The sequence below is a fragment of the Streptomyces sp. NPDC058662 genome (assembly GCF_042716255.1).
Taxonomy (GTDB): Bacteria; Actinomycetota; Actinomycetes; order Streptomycetales; family Streptomycetaceae; genus Streptomyces.
This window is the reverse complement of sequence record NZ_JBHXRU010000055.1, coordinates 27,594-43,222: the sequence shown is the minus strand read 5'-3', so window position 1 is coordinate 43,222 and position 15,629 is coordinate 27,594. Positions and strand designations below refer to the sequence as shown.

Genomic DNA, 15,629 nt, shown 5'->3' with positions numbered 1-15,629 from the left:
GCCCGGACGAGGCGTCCGGACCGGAGCGGGGCCGCCCCTTCTCAGTCGGTGGGCCACACCGGGAGCGGGCGTACGGCCTCGCGCAGGGCGGCGGCGATCGCCCGGAACTCCTCCTGCCGGGCGGTGCCGGTACGCATGGCCAGCGCGATCCGCCGAGAGGGGGCCGGCTCGGCGAAGTACCCGGTGGACAGGTACTCGTTGCGGGCGGTCTCCAGCCGCAGCGCGGTACGCGGCAACAGCGTGAGCCCGAGCCCCCCGGCGACCAGCTGTACGAGCGTGGACAGGCCGGCGGCGGTGGTGGTGACGTCCGCGCCCGCCGTGCGCCCCGCGTCGCGGCAGATGTCGAGGGCCTGGTCCCGCAGGCAGTGCCCCTCGTCCAGCAGCAGCAGCTGGAGGCCGCGCAGTTCCTCGCGGGAGATGTCCCGGCGCCCTGCCAGCGGGTGCTCGCGCGGTGCGAGCAGGACGAAGTCCTCGTCGAAGAGGGGCAGTTCGGTGACGCCGGGCACGCCGAGCGGCACCGCGAGCAGCAGCAGGTCCAAGCGCCCTCCGGCCAGCCCCTCCAGCAGGGAGGCGGTCTGCTCCTCGTGCACCTGGAGGTCCATCCGGGGGTAGCTCCGGTGGAACAGCCCGAGGACGGTCGGCAGCAGGTACGGCGCCACCGTGGGGATCACCCCCAGCCGCAGGATCCCGGTGAAGGGGGCCCGTACCGATTCGGCCTCCTCCAGGAGCCCGCCCACGGCGTCGAGCACGGCCCGCGCCCGGCCCGCGATCCGCTCGCCCGATGGGGAGAGCAGCACCTTGCGCGTGGTGCGTTCCAGCAGCCGCACGCCGAGGGTCTCCTCCAGGGCGGAGACGGCCCCGGACAGCGCGGGCTGGCTCATGCCGATGGCCGCGGCGGCGTCGCGGAAGTGCAGGTGCTCCGCCACCGCCGCGAAGGCGCGCAGCTGCGCCAGCGTGGGCTGCTTCGCACCCCTATTACCTACGGCCACTGATAGGTACCTCCGATCACCCGTCACAAGAGTAGCTATTTCTTTAATCAATGCAGCTGTGTCAGCATGTGAGATCAGTCCAACCCCTTGGAAAGTCCTCAAAAAGGTCGCTTTCCAGATCGCAAGGAGTGCGCGTGCTCACTGTCGGTGACAAGTTCCCCAGCTACGATCTGACCGCTTGCGTCTCGCTCGAAGCCGGGAGCGAGTTCGGCCAGATCGACCACAAGACCTATGAGGGCAAGTGGCGCGTGGTGTTCTTCTGGCCGAAGGACTTCACCTTCGTCTGCCCGACCGAGATCGCCGCGTTCGGCAAGCTGAACGAGGAGTTCCAGGACCGCGACGCCCAGATCCTCGGCGTCTCCGGCGACTCGGAGTTCGTCCACCACGCCTGGCGCAAGGACCACGCCGACCTGCGTGACCTGCCCTTCCCGATGCTGGCCGACTCCAAGCACGAGCTCATGCGGGCCTGCGGCGTCGAGGGCGAGGACGGCTTCGCCCAGCGCGCCGTCTTCATCGTCGACCAGAACAACGAGATCCAGTTCACGATGGTGACCGCCGGTTCCGTGGGCCGCAACCCCAAGGAGGTCCTGCGGGTCCTCGACGCCCTGCAGACCGACGAGCTGTGCCCGTGCAACTGGAACAAGGGCGAGGGCACCCTGGACGCCGGCGCCCTGCTGGCCGGTGAGTGACGGATGTCCCTCGACTCCCTCAAGGCCGCCATACCGGACTTCGCCAAGGACCTGAAGCTGAACCTCGGTTCGGTCATCGGCAACAGCGACCTCCCGCAGCAGCAGCTGTGGGGCACCGTCCTGTCGTGCGCGATCGCCGCCCGCTCCCCGCGCGTCCTGCGTGAGCTGGAGCCGGAGGCCAAGGCGAACCTGTCGCCCGAGGCGTACACGGCCGCCAAGTCCGCCGCCGCCATCATGGCGATGAACAACGTCTTCTACCGCACCCGGCACCTGCTCTCCGACCCGGAGTACGGGACGCTGCGGGCGGGGCTGCGGATGAACGTCATCGGCAACCCGGGTGTGGACAAGGTCGACTTCGAGCTGTGGTCGCTCGCGGTCTCCGCCGTCAACGGCTGCGGCCAGTGCCTGGACTCGCACGAGCAGGTTCTGCGCAAGGCCGGTGTCGGCCGCGAGACCGTGCAGGAGGCCTTCAAGATCGCTTCGGTGATCCAGGCCGTCGCGGTCACCCTGGACGCGGAAGCGGCGCTCGCCGCCGAGTAGTCCCTCCGCACCGTACGCGCGCGGGCCCCCGCTGCCGGCCTCCGGCCGCGGGGGCCCGCGCGTTCACTTGCGCAGAGCGGCCGTGAGGGCCCGCATGTCCTCGATCATCGCCGTCTTGAGGGCGTCCTCGTCGACCTCCGGCGCGTCGTCGTCCCCGAACCACTCGACGCCGAGCGTGAAGACCGCGCCGCCGTCGAGCACCTGGAGCCGGAGCGAGCCGGGCGTCCTGTTCATCAGGGCCCGCCGGCCGATGCCGGGGACCTCTTCCACGACGGCGCTCTCCGCCTGCCACAGCTCGGCCGTGGCCCCCGGGCCCAGGCCGAACTCGGCGCCGGGGTCCGCCTCCTTGTGCAGCTCGACCAGCACCTCGGCCACCATCGCCATCCGGCCCGGCTCGGAGTCCGCGCCGTACACGCAGTACGACCAGTCCTTAGCGGGCCGCGCCGCGCCGCGCGACTGGTCCCCGACGAGGGGCACCGCCGCGGCCGCCACCGCGTCGAGGGACACTTCGTCGCAGAGGTTCTCGGCGTGCCGGTACGCGATACGGGGCCGGTCGGCGAATCGATCCTGCACCGCCACCGTCAGCGCCCCCGCCCAGACCGCGGACGCCAGCAGGGCTCCGCCCAGCGCCCACCCCCACGGCCGGGCCCGCCCCCGTACGGGGCCGCCCGGGTCCCCGGGGCCGCCCGGCTCGCCGGTGGCGCCCGGAGTGCCCGGCTCCGTCCGCGCGGTTGGGGGGCCGGCCTCCCAGTCGCCGTCGAGCTCGGGCTCGCCTATCACCGCTCGGTCCCGCTCCCCGTGTCGTCGGCGGGCGCCCGGCCCACGGCCGTCGCGCCGTGCGGACCGGGGCCGACCGGCGTGGGACCCGTGTGCAGCTGCTCGCGGGAGTACGCCCTGAGGTAGGCCACCGCCGTATTGGTGACGGCGACCAGCGGGACGGCGACCACCGCACCCCCGATGCCCGCGATCATCCCGCCGGCGGCCACCGAGAGCACCACCGCGAGCGGGTGCACCCGTACCGCCCGGCCCAGGATGAACGGCTGGAGCACGTGGCCCTCGATCTGCTGCACGGCGAGGACCACCAGCAGCACCATCAGGGCGCTGAACACGCCCTGGGTCACCAGCGCCACGACCACCGCGAGGGCGCCCGAGACGACCGCCCCGACCAGCGGGATGAAGGCGAACAGGAAGATGAAGACGGCGAGCGGCACGGCCATGGGCACGTTGAGGAAGTAGATGCCGAGGCCGATGAAGATGGCGTCGATGAGGGCGACGAGGACGGTGCCCCGGACGTACGCGGTCAGTGTGCGCCAGGCGCGCGGACCGGCTCCCGCGACGCCCGGGCGGGCCGCCGCCGGCACGAGGCCCAGCACCCAGGTCCAGATGCGCTTGCCGTCGTGGAGCAGGAAGAGCGTGGAGAACATCGCGAGCAGGATGCCCGTGAGCACCTCGACCAGGACGGTGACGCCCTGGAGGCCGGCGGAGGTGATCTGCTCGGTGTTGGTGCCGATGGTCTCGCTGAGGTTCTTCGCGATGTCGTTGATCTGCTTCTCGGTCACATGGAACGGACTGTCCAGTGCCCAGAGCTTGAGTTCGTTGATGCCGTCGCGGACCCGGTCGGAGAGGTCGTCGAGGTTCTCCATGACCTGCCAGACCACGAACCAGCCGACGAGCCCGATGACCACGAAGCCGAGGATCGCGGTGACGGCGGTGGCGAGCCCCCGCGGCAGGCCCAGTCTGCGCAGCCGGACCACGAAGGGCTGGAGCAGTGCGGTGACCAGCATGGCCGCGGCGAACGCGAGGACGACCAGGCGGACTTCGCTGATCACCTTCATCAGCACCCAGAGCATGCCGGCGAGCAGCAGGAGCCGCCAGCTGACCTCGGCGGCCACCCGCATGCCCCACGGGACCACGGTCACCGGCTCGGGACGCTCCGGCGCCCTGCGCGGGGCCGGGACTGCGACCGCCGCGGATCCGGGGTCCGCGGGCGCCCGTTCGACCGCGGCGGGGCGCGGGAGGTCTCCTCGGGCCTCGGCCTCGACTTCGGCGCGCCGCTCGTCGAGCCGCGCCTCCATCCGGTTCAGCCTTCTCCCCAGCCGGCCGAGCCAGCCTGCCCTCTTCGCCATGTCGTCCCTTTCCCCGCCCACTCCTTCGGTGAACGCCGTTCGGTCGCACCTCGAATGACCGTACACGCGCGGAGCCCCGCACCGTAGGACGGTGCGGGGCTCCGCGGGGACGGACGGCGGCGGGCGCCGGACGTTCCTAGTACCAGTTGTTGGCCTGGTGGAAGCTCCAGGCGCCGCACGGGCTCTTGTAGCGCTCGTTCATGTAGTTCAGGCCCCACTTGATCTGCGTGGCGGGGTTGGTGCGCCAGTCCGCGCCGGCCGAGGCCATCTTGGAACCGGGGAGTGCCTGGACGAGGCCGTAGGCGCCCGAGGACTTGTTCACGGCCAGGTAGTTCCAGGTGGATTCCTGGTTGATGATCTTCGAGAAGCAAGCGAACTGGTCGGCGGGGACCATCTGCTGGGCGATGGCCTTGACCTCAGCGACGGTGTACGAGCTCTTGAGCGCGAAGTCGCCGGCGTCGCGGGCGGCGGAGCGGCTGGCGACCTGCTCCTTCTCCTCGCGCTCGCGCTTCGCCTTGGCCTCGGCTTCCGCCTTGGCCTTCTCCGCCTCGGCCTTCTTGGCCTTGGCGTCCTCGGCGGCCTGGACGCGGGCGGCCTCTTCGGCCGAGCGCTTCGCGTCGGTGTCGGCGGCGTGGACGATCGCGTCGGCCTGCTGCGTCAGGGATCCGCTCTGGACCTGGGCCTGGTCGCCGACCGGGATGTCGGCGAGGAGCGTCGCGCCGGAGGCGGTCGTTTCGAGATCGTTCGAGGAGGGGTCGCCGGTCGCAACACCTACGACTGCGCCGACGGTGGTGACCGCGGTGGCCGAAGCCACTGCGAACCCCCGGACCGAGATCCGGCTCACACGATGTCCTTCCAGCAGCGTCCGCAGTGACCGCGCGGGCGCAAGAGTGCCCCTTCGACACTGGCCTCCGTGGTTCTACGGTCACTGGAGGCACGGGCCCGTGGGCAACTCCCTTGCGGAGGTTGCCGCGTGATGCTCCGGGCGGCATACGGCGAACGACTGTGGAGTTGTGGTGCTGCGCGTACCTCACGGGAGATACAGGTGTGCCGTATGCGGGGCCTGACGGAAAACAGACTCTGCCGGACCTCGACGCCGCAGGGCAATTCTCCGTTGCGTGGGAAAGGTCACACCTGGCTCACGGCAGCTGTTTTCGCCAAAGGGCTGTGCGGCACAGCGCCGCCCGGCTAGGCTCCTGGGCCTTTGCCGGGCGGCGCCAACTCACCTTCCCGCTATGCGCGTTTTGGCCAGGTCAGAGGCTTTCGAGCATCTCGGTGACCAGGGCCGCGATCGGGGAGCGCTCGGACCGGGTGAGGGTGACGTGCGCGAACAGCGGATGCCCCTTCAGCTTCTCGACCACGGCGACGACTCCGTCGTACCGGCCGACCCGCAGATTGTCCCGCTGGGCCACGTCGTGGGTCAGAACCACCCGCGAATTGGCCCCGATTCGGGACAGAACGGTCAACAGCACGTTGCGCTCCAGCGACTGCGCCTCGTCCACGATGACGAAGGCGTCGTGCAGCGAGCGGCCGCGGATGTGCGTGAGCGGCAGGACCTCCAGCATCCCGCGGTTCAGCACCTCTTCGATGACCTCGCGACCGGCGACGGCCGAGAGGGTGTCGAAGACGGCCTGGGCCCAGGGGCTCATCTTCTCGGACGCGTCCCCCGGCAGGTAGCCCAGATCCTGGCCGCCCACCGCGTACAGCGGCCGGAAGACCATCACCTTCCGGTGCTGCCTGCGCTCCAGGACCGCTTCGAGGCCCGCGCACAGCGCCAGCGCCGACTTGCCCGTGCCGGCCCGCCCGCCCATGGAGAGGATGCCGATCTCCGGGTCGAGCAGGAGGTCCAGCGCGATCCGCTGCTCGGCGCTGCGGCCGTGCAGCCCGAAGGCCTCGCGGTCGCCCCGTACGAGCTTCACGTTGCCGTCCGCCGTGACCCGCCCGAGCGCCTTGCCGCGCTCCGACTGCAGGACCAGCCCGGTGTGCACGGGCAGTTCGGCGGCCTCGGGCACGTAGAGCCGTTCCTCCGAGAAGAGCAGGTCCACCTGCTCCCCCGAGAGGGCGAGCTCACTCATGCCGGTCCAGCCGGCATCGGTGATGGCGAGCTCCGCGCGGTACTCCTCGGCGATCAGCCCCACGGAGGAGGCCTTGATGCGCAGCGGTAGATCCTTCGAGACCACCGTGACGTCGAAGCCCTCGGCCTGGAGGTTGCGGGCGACGGCGAGGATCCGAGAGTCGTTGTCCCCCAGGCGGAAGCCGGCCGGCAGGACGCTCGGGTCCGAGTGGTTGAGCTCGACGCGCAGGGTGCCGCCCAGATCGCCCAGCGGGATGGGGGCGTCGAGACGTCCGTTCCGGACCCGGAAGTCGTCGAGCAGGCGCAGGGCCTGGCGCGCGAAGTAGCCGAGTTCGGGATGGTGCCTCTTTGCCTCCAGCTCGGTGATCACCACGATCGGGAGCACGACCTCGTGCTCGTCGAAGCGGGTGATCGCGTTGGGGTCTGCCAGCAGGACGCTGGTGTCGAGGACGTAGGTCCGCCTGTCGGGCAGGCGGCTCTTAGTGCTGGTCACCACGGAAGGACGTACCCCCTCGGAAGAGGTCGGGCCATGAAGACCGGACCGGTCATCGGCACCCATGCCAGGGCCGACTTCCGGCCCTCCACTCCGTCCGTGCGAACCGCACGCGCGTCCTGGTGCAAAGGGCCTCCCGGACGGACGGCCCATGCCGTCCGCTGAGACACGACACCCGTGGATCGGGCATCGACCTGAAAGGGGTATTCCCAGTTCAGGCCAGGCCATGCCATGGCATATGACGGACGCTCGGTGAATCCCCGGTGAAGGATGCGAGCCGAAGGGGCGCCGGTGACCGCGGGGGCGGGAAATAACCGGGAATCAGGTCCCGTACCGCCGGTGCCGGGCGGCGTAATCGCGCAGGGCCCGCAAGAAGTCGACCTTGCGGAAGGCCGGCCAGAAGACCTCGCAGAAGTAGTACTCGGAATGGGCGCTCTGCCACAGCATGAATCCGGACAGCCGCTGCTCGCCGCTGGTGCGGATCACGAGGTCCGGATCCGGCTGGCCGCGCGTGTAGAGGTGCTCGGCGATGTGGTCGATGTCCAGGATCTCGGCGAGCTCCTCGAAGGAGGTGCCCTTGCGCGCGTGCTCCAGCAGCAGCGAGCGGACCGCGTCGGCGATCTCCTGGCGGCCGCCGTAGCCGACGGCGACGTTGACCAGTATCCCCTCGACGTCGTGCGTGGCCTGCTCGGCCTCCTTGAGCACGGTCTGGGTCCCCGCGGGCAGGATGTCGAGGTTGCCCACGTGGTGGACGCGCCAGCGGCCGTCGGCGGCGAGGCCGCGCACGGTGTTCTCGATGATGTTGAGCAGCGGGCGGAGCTCGACCTCCGGCCGGTCCAGGTTGTCCGTGGAGAGCATCCACAGGGTGACGACCTCGACGTCCGTCTCGGTGCACCAGCCCAGCATCTCGGAGATCTTGTCGGCTCCGGCCTGGTGGCCCTGCTCCGTCGTACCTCCGGACGCCTTCGCCCAGCGCCTGTTCCCGTCCAGGATGACGCCGATGTGCTTGGGCGCCGCGTCATGGTCGAGGCGGCCTTCCACCCGGCGTGCGTAGAGCCTGTACACCAGGTCGCGCAGCTTCACGATCTTCCAGCCCCTCCGTGCAATGCCCCCGTGCGAATTGCGGACCCCCGAGTGCGCCACATTACTGCGCGCCGGGATGGGGTACCCAACTCGGTCTGTCACAGCTCCGTGATAGGGAGGACAACGTGACTGATACCAATCCCTATCGGGCAGAGCCGTCCCGCTACGACGCCATGCCCTACCGGCGCACCGGCCACAGCGGCCTCAAGCTCCCCGCCATCTCCCTCGGCCTCTGGCACAACTTCGGCGACGACGCGTCCCTGGAGTCCCAGCGGGCGATCCTGCGCAGGGCCTTCGACCTGGGTGTGACCCACTTCGACCTGGCGAACAACTACGGCCCGCCCCCCGGCTCGGCCGAGCTGAACTTCGGCAAGGTCTTCGCGCAGGACTTCGCGCCCTACCGCGACGAGCTGATCCTCTCCACCAAGGCCGGGTACCTGATGCACCCCGGGCCGTACGGCGAGTGGGGCAGCCGGAAGTACCTGCTCGGCTCCCTCGACGCCTCGCTGAAGCGGATGGGCGTCGACTACGTCGACATCTTCTACTCGCACCGCTTCGACCCGCAGACCCCGCTGGAGGAGACCATGGGCGCCCTCGCGTCCGCGGTCCAGCAGGGCAAGGCGCTCTACGTCGGCGTCTCCTCGTACACCGCGGAGCAGACGGCCGAGGCGGCCCGCATCCTGCGGGAGATGGGGGTGCGGCCGCTGATCCACCAGCCCTCGTACTCCATGATCAACCGCTGGACGGAGGAGGACGGCCTGCTGGACGTCCTGGAGGAAGCCGGCATGGGCTGCATCTCCTTCGCGCCGCTCGCGCAGGGGCTGCTGACCGGCAAGTACCTCAAGGGGATCCCGGAGGGCTCCCGGGCCACGCAGGGCAAGTCCCTCAACCCGGACCTGCTCTCGGACGACGTGGTCCGCCGGCTGGCCGGGCTGAACGAGATCGCGGCGCGGCGCGGGCAGTCGCTGGCGCAGCTGGCGCTGACGTGGGTGCTGCGCGACGAGCGGATGACTTCGGCGCTGATCGGCGCGTCGAGCGTGCGGCAGCTGGAGGAGAACGTGGCGGCGCTGGCCGGCGATCCGCTCTCGGACGCCGAGCTGAAGGAGATCGACTCCTTCGCCGTCTCGACCCCGGGCACGAACATCTGGGCCCAGCGCGGCTGACCTGCGGATTCCCTCCGCGCCAGGCGGCGGGGAGCGGAGAACGAAAAACGGGCCGGTCCGTGGGGGGGATACGGACCGGCCCGAGGGGGGGGTTCCACCATAACCCTTCGTAAAGCCTGTCGCGTGCATTGGCGCGTAATGATTACGCTCCGCAGTCGATCGGCGTCGTTCCGGTAGACCGCCGACGCTCTTCCGCGGGCGCCGAAGAGGTGTCCCGCTGCCGTGCTCTTGGGGCGCGGAACCACCCGGCACCAGGGCCGGGGCGTGCCGGGAGCGCTGCCGCGGCCGCGCCGCGCCGGACGCCGCGCACTGCGCGGGCGCCGGGGAGGCGTACCCCCCGCCCGTACCACCGACGGGGGACCCCCGCGTGGCGCACCGCCTTGACGCCGCGAGCGCGGCGCCGCCGTTCCCCGCCGGGGCGGCGCGGCCTAGGCTGGCGGAGGCTTTCGAGGCGACGGCCGGCGGGAGGCGGAGGGGGCGGCATGGGGCGTTGGCGGGACGGGACGGGCATCCTGCGGATCGGGACGCTCTCGGTGCCCCTGGAGGTCGCGGCCTCGTACCGGGCCCGCACCCGCGGGCTGCTGGGGCGCGGCGGTGTCACCGGCGCCCTGCTGCTCAGTCCGGCGGCGAGCGTGCACACCTTCCGGATGCGGTTCGCCATCGACGTGGCCCACCTGGACCGGAACCTGCGCGTGCTCTCCCTGGTCACGATGGCACCCGGGCGGCTCGGGCTGCCCCGCCCGCGGGCGCGGCACGTCCTGGAGGCGGAAGCGGGGGCGCTGGCCGGGTGGGGGCTGCGGGTCGGGGACACGGTGGGCGTGGACATCGCCGGGGTGGACGCCTCGGGCGTGGACACCTCGGGGCTTGGCACCCACCAGCCGGACAAGCTCTAGGAGAAGACCCTCCCCGGAGGTAGGTTGGGGCGGTTGAGCAGGGGTGTCAGGGGAGCGGCATGACGGAGAACGCGCGCATCAAGGCGCTGGAGCAGATCATGCCGGCGACGCACGGCGCCGATGAGGACATCGACTGGCAGGCCGCCGAGGCCGTGTGGGGGACCCGCTTCCCGTCCGACTTCATCGCGTTCATGGGACGCTTCGGCGCGGGCTCCATCAACGGCGAGGCGAGCATCCTGCTGCCGCTGCCCAAGCCCGGACTCCAGTGGGACCCGGCGCAGATGGCCGAGGAGACCGACAACGCGCGGCAGGCCTGGGAGGCCGAGGGCGGCCGGTCCGCCTTCGACGTGGACCCGGAGTCGATCATCGCCTGGGGCGTCACCGGCGGGTCCGACATCCTGTGCTGGCTCACCTCCGACGCCGACCCGGACCGCTGGCCGGTCCTGGTGTGCGGGCGGCACACCGCCGACTCCTTCGCGGTGTACCCGTACGGCATGGCCGAATTCCTCTACCTGCTGTGCTCCGACGAGTTCGACGTGAGCCCCGTCAGCATCACCTTCTGGGACGGCGGCCACCTCAGCTTCGTGCACTGGCGCAAGGCCCAGCGCCGCTGGCAGGAGGGCCGCAACCCGGAAACGGGCGAGCCCGACCCGTACGCGGGCGAGTTCGCGGACTGATCCGGCCGTCCGGACCCTTCCCTCCCGTCCCTTCCCTCCCGCCCCTTCCCTCCCTCCCTTCCCTCTCTCCCCCTCCTCCCCGCTTCCTCCTCGGCGCAGCGGAACCCTGCCCTGCCCTCAAGCCCGCTCCGTGGCCGGAAACGGGCGTTTCGGCATGTCTACGCGCGTCCGAATTGTGGATCACATATCGGAAAACACCAGCCGGAAAAGCCCCAGTTGGAGCATTGACCACAAGTGGCCTCCAAAGGAATCAACCGCCCTGATTTCGGGAGAGAATTCCGACCAACGGGCCACAGAGGGACACCTCAGCTCGGAGTGACTCATAAGTAGCAACGAGATCCAAAAGAAATTCAGGGGAATACACCCGTGCGACGAAGAATTTTCGGCACGATCGCCTCCGCGGTCGTGCTCGGCCTGCTGATACCCCTGTCCGGTTGCGGGGGTTCCGACGACAGCGCCGGTGACAGCGGCACGCTCCGCCTGGTCGCCGCCGAGTACGGCAACACCCCGGCGAACAGCTCCAAGGCCTTCTGGGACAAGGTGACGGACGAGTTCACCACCGCCCACCCCGACGTCCGGGTCGAGGTCGAACTCCTGCCCTGGGCCGATATCGACCGCGAGGTCTCCCGCCGCGTCAAGGCCGGCAAGGCCCCGGACATGGCCCTCATGGGCGCCTACTCCGACTTCGCCGCGCAGGGAAAGCTCTACCCCGCGGAAGAACTCCTCCCGGTCAGCGCGGAGGCGAACTTCCTGCAACCGCTCGCCGAGGCCGGATCAGTGGGCAACAGCCTCTACGGCCTGCCCTTCGTGGCGAGCAGCCGACTCCTCTTCTACAACAAGGCCCTGTTCACCAAGGCCGGAGTCGCCGACCCGCCGAAGACCTGGTCCCAGCTCAAGGCCGCGGCCAAAGCACTGAAGGACAAGGGCGTACGGTTCCCGTACGCCATGCCGCTGGGTCCGGAGGAGGCCCACGCCGAGGCCATGATCTGGGAGATCAGCAACGGCGGCGGCTACGCCGACAGCAGCGGCAACTACAGCCTGGCCTCCGACCAGAACATCCAGACCTGGCAGTGGGTCAAGGACAACCTGGTCTCTCCGGGCCTGGTCGGGCCCACCCCGCCCGGGCAGTTCAACCGCGCCGACGCCTTCGCCGCCTTCCTGCGCGGCGAGGTCGGCATGCTCAACGGCTACCCCTCACTCGCCCACGAGGCAGCGGCCAAGGGCATCGACGTCGGCACCGTCGAAATGCCCGTCTCCGACTTCCTCGGCACCGGCGACAGCCCGCCCACCGTCGGCGTCGCCGACTGGATGATGGCCTTCAAGCAGAACGGCAAACGCACCGAGATCGGCCAGTTCCTCAACTTCCTCTACCAGGACGCGAACCTCACCGACTTCGCCGGCCGCTACCACCTGCTCCCCTCCACCGTCTCCGCCGCCCGCACCCCCACCGGCGGCGGCCTCGGCACCACCGACCAGAACTTCCTGGTCGCCCTGCGCACGGCGCGCCTCTACCCCGTCAACGACCCCTCCTGGGTGAAGGTCAGCGACACGGTCAAGCGCAACATCGGCCGCGCCGTCGAGCCCGGAAGCGACCCGAAAACCGTCCTGGAGGACATCGCCGCCCAGGCTGCCGAAGCTGGCAAGAACAGCTGAGGACGGCGGTCAGAAGGGGGGCCTCAGCTCTGACCCCTGCTGCCCCGTCCCGCCCCCGGCGCCTTCCACCTGTACGGCACGAGGGGCACGAGGGGCCTCCGCGGCACGTGTCGCGAGGTCGCGGCCCCGTCGCCCGCCGCGCACCCACAAGGTGCGCGGGGCGGCCGGCCCCGGGTCCTCAGCCCTGGCCCGGGTTCGAGGAGAAGGCCGTGCGGTACTGCTCGCAGCTGGAGTCCCAGCGCAGCGTGCCCGTGAGGGTCCCGTAACCCGTGCGGGTGACCGACCACTCCACCGTGTAGGCGCCGGTGTCGCAGGCGACGCGCTCGCCGCCCGCCACCTTCGCGGAGCCCGTCGCCGGCTTCCCGGTCAGTTCCTGGCGCACCTCCCCCGCCTTGGCGCGCTTGGCGTCGCGCAGTACGGCGTGGACGACGATCGGGTGCTCGCCGTCCTTGGTCGTCAGCGCCTTCTTCAGCACCGTCGAGTCTGACACCGACCACCGGAACTCGTACGAGGGCCGCCAGGCGAGGGTCGCCGGGTCGGGCACCTGGCGCTCGAAGTCGGGAGCGCCGGAGGGGCCGGGGCGGTTGACCGTCCGGTACTGGACTCCCGGATGGAAGCGGAACTGCGCCTCCACCTTGTGCATCTCGTCCTTGGTCCACATCGACTTCATGGATTTCTCGCCGCCGGCCGGGTCCTGGAGGTACGCCGTCCCCTCCGCGGCGGTCGCCGGCTGGACGAGGGCGGGAGCCAGGGCCGCCGCGGCGGTGGCGAGGGCGAGAGCGGCGATGCGGGTGCGCTTCATGCCCGGTCCAACGGGCCCCTCCGGCGGGCCGGAACGACACCGGCCCCGCTTTCACCCGTACGGGAGCACCGGGCTCCGGTCATCGGGGCCGGCGCCCCGCACTGGGCCGGTGGGGCGCTTGTGGGCGTACTGCCCGGGCGCCGGCGGTGGCGCGGTTCAGGCCTGGCCGGTCTCGAAGCGGCTGACGCGGCCGTCGGAGCCGATGTGGAAGTGCCAGGCGGTGCGCATACCGCCCCAGGTGTCGTTGCGGTAGTCCACGACGAGGGAGCGGCCGGAGTCGCTCTCGGACACGACGTCCATACGGCCGTTGGAGGAGAAGACCTCCTTGTCGGTCCACTCGGCCAGGTCCCGGTCCGTGCCGTCGTCCGACATGGTCGCGCCGGGGCTGAGCGCGCTGTCGAAGGCCTGCCGGTCGCCCGCGTTGACGGCGGTGACGAAGGCGCGGACGGCAGGGTCGGAGAGCCGGCTGGGGTCGATCACGGGTGACCTCCTGGTCGTGCGGGGCGGACGGGTACGCCGGGCCCGCACCAGGGGCTGGGCGCCGTGCGACCAGGGAACACCCCGGCGCGGGCGGGGAGGGCGACCCTCACCCGTTCGCCGCCGGACGGCGTGTCAGCCCGGGGGCCCCGGTGGGGCGGTGCTCCCTTCGTCCTGGACCGTCCCGAAACCCCGGGGCGGACGTACGCGACCGGGCCCGGCCCCGCGGACGTTCGTCCGCAAGGGCCGGGCCCGGTCGCATCGGCCGCTGCGGCCGCTCCTGAGGGCGCCTCAGTGCGCCGCGGACTCCCGGGGGGCGGGGACGCCGCCGGCGCCGTCCGCGTCGGCGGAGGGGGTCGGTCCGGCGCCCCGCAGCGGGACCTCCTTGACGAACCAGGCCGCCGCGAAGCCCAGTACGGCGATGGCCGCGCCGAGGAGGAACGCCGAGTGCGTGCCGGAGGCCACGGCGTGCTGGTAGGCCTCGCGCACCTGCTCCGGGAGCTTGGCCAGGCTCGCGGCGTCCAGCTGCGCGGAGCCCGCGGCTCCGGCCGCCTCCGGACCCAGCCGCTCCGCCATGGTGTCGGTGACCCGGGTGGTGAAGAGGGAGCCCATCAGGGCCACACCGAAGGAGCCTCCGAGCGTACGGAAGAGGGTCGCGGAGGACGAGGCGACGCCCATGTCCTTCATGTCGACACTGTTCTGCGCGACGAGCATGGTGATCTGCATCAGGAAGCCGAGTCCGGCGCCCAGGATGGCCATGTACACGCCGGAGACCAGCCGCGAGGTGCCGGTGTCCATGGTGGCGAGCAGGAACAGCCCGACCACCATGAGCGCGCCGCCGACGATGGGGAAGATCTTGTACTTGCCGCTGTTGGTGGTGACACGGCCGGCGATCAGCGAGACGGCCATCATCGAGAGCAGCATCGGCAGGAGCAGCAGGCCCGAGTTGGTCGCGGAGGCGCCCTGCACGGACTGCTGGAACAGGGGGAGGTAGAGCACGCCGCCGAACATGGCGAAGCCGACCAGGAAGCCGATCACAGACATGAGGGTGAAGTTGCGGCTGCGGAAGATGTGCAGCGGCATGACCGGCTCCGCGGCCTTGGTCTCGGCGTAGAGGAACCCGGCGGTCGACAGGACGCCGACGGCGATCAGGCCGAGGATCTCCGCGGAACCCCAGGCGTACTCGGTGCCGCCCCAGGTCGTCAGGAGCACGGTGGAGGTGATCGCCACGGTCAGCAGCGCCGCGCCGAGGTAGTCGATCTTCGGGCGTTCGCCCTGGCTCGCCTTCTTGGGCAGGTGGAGGACCGCGGTGACCATGGCGAGGGCCACGGCGCCGAGCGGGAGGTTGATGTAGAAGGACCAGCGCCAGCCCATGTGGTCCGTGATGGTGCCACCGACGAGCGGGCCGCCGATCATGGCCAGAGCCATCACGCCGGCCATCATGCCCTGGTACTTGCCGCGCTCGCGGGGCGGGATGAGGTCGCCGATGATCGCCATGACGCCGACCATCAGACCGCCGGCGCCGAGGCCCTGGACGGCGCGGAAGCCGATGAGCTGCCCCATGTCCTGGGCCATGCCGCTGAGCGCGGAGCCGATGAGGAAGATGACGATCGCGGTGAGGAAGGAGCCCTTCCGCCCGTACAGGTCGCCAACCTTGCCCCAGATGGGAGTGGAGGCGGCAGTGGCCAGGGTGTAGGCGGTGACCACCCAGGAGAGGTGCTCCAGGCCGCCGAGCTCGCCGACGATCGTGGGCATCGCGGTGCCGATGATCATGTTGTCGAGCATGGCCAGCAGCATCGCGATCATGAGCGCCATGAGCACGACCCGGACGCTGCGCGGCTTCGCCACCTCCTCCGGTGCCTCCGCCGCCGCCATGACTGCCTTGCTCATGTCCACTCCCCTGGCACTTACTTGCCGACCGGCTAGTTCACTACACTGGGGAAGGTAGACCCGTAACTAGCCGGGCGTCA

General features: G+C 70.7%; 15 protein-coding genes. 6 read left to right on the top strand and 9 right to left on the bottom strand.

The window, feature by feature from the left end:
- Positions 1–41: 41 nt before the first annotated feature.
- Positions 42–989 (bottom strand): hydrogen peroxide-inducible genes activator, encoded by a 948-nt coding sequence (locus ACFWUQ_RS19975; RefSeq protein ID WP_384539535.1) that lies wholly within the window; start codon positions 987–989, stop codon positions 42–44.
- 134 nt (positions 990–1,123) lie between these two features.
- Here ACFWUQ_RS19975 and ACFWUQ_RS19970 point away from each other — a divergent pair, with 134 nt between their 5' ends.
- Positions 1,124–1,678 carry a peroxiredoxin gene (locus ACFWUQ_RS19970; protein ID WP_384539533.1) on the top strand — a complete coding sequence of 185 codons (555 nt, stop codon included), beginning with the start codon at positions 1,124–1,126 and terminating at the stop codon, positions 1,676–1,678.
- Positions 1,679–1,681: 3 nt separating this feature from the next.
- Complete coding sequence (locus tag ACFWUQ_RS19965; RefSeq protein WP_384539531.1) at positions 1,682–2,218, top strand: alkyl hydroperoxide reductase; 537 nt, start codon at positions 1,682–1,684, stop codon at positions 2,216–2,218.
- A gap of 63 nt (positions 2,219–2,281) precedes the next feature.
- Here ACFWUQ_RS19965 and ACFWUQ_RS19960 read toward each other — a convergent pair whose 3' ends face one another.
- The 5 genes from ACFWUQ_RS19960 to ACFWUQ_RS19940 all read right to left on the bottom strand — a co-directional run bounded on the left by ACFWUQ_RS19960 (position 2,282) and on the right by ACFWUQ_RS19940 (position 7,994).
- On the bottom strand, positions 2,282–2,998 hold the full coding sequence (locus ACFWUQ_RS19960; RefSeq protein WP_384539528.1) for a hypothetical protein: 717 nt from the start codon (positions 2,996–2,998) through the stop codon (positions 2,282–2,284).
- Complete coding sequence (locus ACFWUQ_RS19955) at positions 2,995–4,344, bottom strand: AI-2E family transporter (RefSeq protein WP_384539526.1); 1,350 nt, start codon at positions 4,342–4,344, stop codon at positions 2,995–2,997. The genes ACFWUQ_RS19960 and ACFWUQ_RS19955 overlap by 4 nt, the downstream gene beginning before the upstream one ends.
- A 136-nt stretch (positions 4,345–4,480) precedes the next feature.
- On the bottom strand, positions 4,481–5,188 hold the full coding sequence (locus tag ACFWUQ_RS19950) for a transglycosylase SLT domain-containing protein (protein WP_384539523.1): 708 nt from the start codon (positions 5,186–5,188) through the stop codon (positions 4,481–4,483).
- 409 nt (positions 5,189–5,597) lie between these two features.
- The gene (locus tag ACFWUQ_RS19945) at positions 5,598–6,914 is read right to left on the bottom strand and encodes a PhoH family protein (RefSeq protein WP_384539520.1); all 1,317 of its coding nucleotides are present in this window, start codon (positions 6,912–6,914) and stop codon (positions 5,598–5,600) included.
- A 318-nt stretch (positions 6,915–7,232) separates the two neighbouring features.
- Positions 7,233–7,994, bottom strand: coding sequence for an isoprenyl transferase (locus tag ACFWUQ_RS19940; RefSeq protein WP_384539518.1), 762 nt, complete (start codon positions 7,992–7,994; stop codon positions 7,233–7,235).
- Positions 7,995–8,119: 125 nt separating this feature from the next.
- On the opposite strand from ACFWUQ_RS19940, the gene mgrA reads away from it, so the two are divergent.
- The 4 genes from mgrA to ACFWUQ_RS19920 all read left to right on the top strand — a co-directional run bounded on the left by mgrA (position 8,120) and on the right by ACFWUQ_RS19920 (position 12,380).
- Entirely contained in the window at positions 8,120–9,157 is a 1,038-nt protein-coding gene (gene mgrA / locus ACFWUQ_RS19935) for an L-glyceraldehyde 3-phosphate reductase (RefSeq protein ID WP_384539516.1), read from the top strand.
- A 482-nt stretch (positions 9,158–9,639) separates the two neighbouring features.
- Positions 9,640–10,050 (top strand): DUF192 domain-containing protein, encoded by a 411-nt coding sequence (locus ACFWUQ_RS19930; RefSeq protein ID WP_384539513.1) that lies wholly within the window; start codon positions 9,640–9,642, stop codon positions 10,048–10,050.
- 59 nt (positions 10,051–10,109) lie between these two features.
- On the top strand, positions 10,110–10,727 hold the full coding sequence (locus tag ACFWUQ_RS19925) for an SMI1/KNR4 family protein (RefSeq protein ID WP_384539511.1): 618 nt from the start codon (positions 10,110–10,112) through the stop codon (positions 10,725–10,727).
- 366 nt (positions 10,728–11,093) lie between these two features.
- Complete coding sequence (locus tag ACFWUQ_RS19920) at positions 11,094–12,380, top strand: extracellular solute-binding protein (protein ID WP_384539509.1); 1,287 nt, start codon at positions 11,094–11,096, stop codon at positions 12,378–12,380.
- A gap of 178 nt (positions 12,381–12,558) precedes the next feature.
- On the opposite strand, the gene ACFWUQ_RS19915 is transcribed toward ACFWUQ_RS19920, so the two are convergent.
- From ACFWUQ_RS19915 to ACFWUQ_RS19905, 3 genes are all read right to left on the bottom strand, one after another.
- Positions 12,559–13,182 (bottom strand): hypothetical protein, encoded by a 624-nt coding sequence (locus ACFWUQ_RS19915; RefSeq protein WP_384539506.1) that lies wholly within the window; start codon positions 13,180–13,182, stop codon positions 12,559–12,561.
- Between the two features lie 156 nt (positions 13,183–13,338).
- Entirely contained in the window at positions 13,339–13,662 is a 324-nt protein-coding gene (locus tag ACFWUQ_RS19910) for a nuclear transport factor 2 family protein (RefSeq protein ID WP_384539503.1), read from the bottom strand.
- A gap of 288 nt (positions 13,663–13,950) precedes the next feature.
- Entirely contained in the window at positions 13,951–15,549 is a 1,599-nt protein-coding gene (locus ACFWUQ_RS19905) for an MDR family MFS transporter (RefSeq protein ID WP_384539501.1), read from the bottom strand.
- Between the last annotated feature and the right edge of the window lie 80 nt (positions 15,550–15,629).

Bases quoted from the DNA above. Each gene is read 5' to 3' on its own strand.
- ACFWUQ_RS19965 (WP_384539531.1), top strand. From the start codon at position 1,682: ATGTCCCTCGACTCCCTCAAGGCCGCCATACCGGACTTCGCCAAGGAC.
- ACFWUQ_RS19955 (WP_384539526.1), bottom strand. From the start codon at position 4,344: ATGGCGAAGAGGGCAGGCTGGCTCGGCCGGCTGGGGAGAAGGCTGAAC.
- ACFWUQ_RS19930 (WP_384539513.1), top strand. From the start codon at position 9,640: ATGGGGCGTTGGCGGGACGGGACGGGCATCCTGCGGATCGGGACGCTC.
- ACFWUQ_RS19925 (WP_384539511.1), top strand. From the start codon at position 10,110: ATGACGGAGAACGCGCGCATCAAGGCGCTGGAGCAGATCATGCCGGCG.
- ACFWUQ_RS19915 (WP_384539506.1), bottom strand. From the start codon at position 13,182: ATGAAGCGCACCCGCATCGCCGCTCTCGCCCTCGCCACCGCCGCGGCG.
- ACFWUQ_RS19905 (WP_384539501.1), bottom strand. From the start codon at position 15,549: ATGAGCAAGGCAGTCATGGCGGCGGCGGAGGCACCGGAGGAGGTGGCG.